Source organism: Acinetobacter sp. AL9 (assembly GCF_041464035.1).
Lineage (GTDB): Bacteria > Pseudomonadota > Gammaproteobacteria > Pseudomonadales > Moraxellaceae > Acinetobacter > Acinetobacter towneri.
Genome location: NZ_JAYFSK010000284.1, coordinates 1 through 243 on the forward strand (window position 1 = coordinate 1; position 243 = coordinate 243).

Here is a 243-nt window from a genome sequence, read left to right on the forward strand (position 1 = left end):
CACCCCTATCCACAAGTCATCCCCTGGCTTTTCAACGACAGTGGGTTCGGTCCTCCAGTTAGTGTTACCCAACCTTCAACCTGCTCATGGATAGATCACCCGGTTTCGGGTCTATACCCAGCAACTAGACGCCCTATTAAGACTCGATTTCTCTACGGCTCCCCTATTCGGTTAACCTCGCTACTGAATATAAGTCGCTGACCCATTATACAAAAGGTACGCAGTCACCAAACAAGTTGGCTC

1 rRNA gene is annotated in these 243 nt (G+C 49.4%); it reads right to left on the minus strand.

The features are described from left to right. Positions 1-243 (minus strand): 23S ribosomal RNA (locus tag ACEO2X_RS14725); the annotation flags it as partial.